This window comes from Burkholderia sp. Ac-20384 (assembly GCF_017104605.1).
GTDB classification, from domain to species: domain Bacteria; phylum Pseudomonadota; class Gammaproteobacteria; order Burkholderiales; family Burkholderiaceae; genus Burkholderia; species Burkholderia lata.
In genome coordinates this window covers 1-663 of sequence record NZ_JAAGPE010000707.1, presented here as the reverse complement: position 1 = coordinate 663, position 663 = coordinate 1, and the positions used below count along the sequence as shown (strand labels likewise).

The following is a 663-nucleotide window of genomic DNA, read 5'->3' as shown; positions in this document are numbered from 1 at the left end:
GACGTGCGCTTCGACGCTACGGCACGCCGCCTGCGCCTGCTGCGCGGCACGATCATGGTGACGAGCGGCCACGACGAGCGCGTGCCCGCGCGGCCGCTCGTCGTCGCGACCGCACAGGGTGAGCTGCGGCCGCTCGGCACGCGCTTCGCGGTACGGCAGCGCGAAGGCGCGACCCGCATCGAGGTGTTTGCCGGTGCCGTGCGTGTGCAGCCCGACGATGCGACGGCCGACGCACGTGTGATCGCGGCCGGAGAGGGCGCGGATTTCACGCGCGACACGATCGACGCGCCGGCACCGCTCGATACGTATGCGTCCGCGTGGACGAGCGGCATGCTCGTCGCGTCGCGCATGCGGCTGGCCGACCTCGTCGCCGAGCTCGACCGCTATCGCCGCGGCAGCCTGCGCTGCGATGCGGCCGTGGCCGACCTGCGCGTGTCGGGCACCTATCCGCTCGACGATCCCGCGCGCGTGCTCGATACGCTGAAGGCGACGCTGCCGATCGACGTTCACTACCTGACGCGCTACTGGGCGACGGTCGTGCCGGCCCGTTCGTGAGCGTTTCAAAAGAATTTCTCAACGACCTGAGCTGTTTCTCGATGTTCGCGTGACATGGGTAGTGAAAGCAGCACTGGCCCATCGTCCACCGACCTCCCGATATCGGCA

General features: G+C 69.2%; 1 protein-coding gene. It reads left to right on the top strand.

From position 1 onward, the window contains the following. A partial coding sequence (locus G3O00_RS42940) for a FecR domain-containing protein (protein WP_206146626.1) occupies positions 1–555 on the top strand: 555 nt, incomplete at its 5' end. Positions 556–663 lie beyond the last annotated feature (108 nt).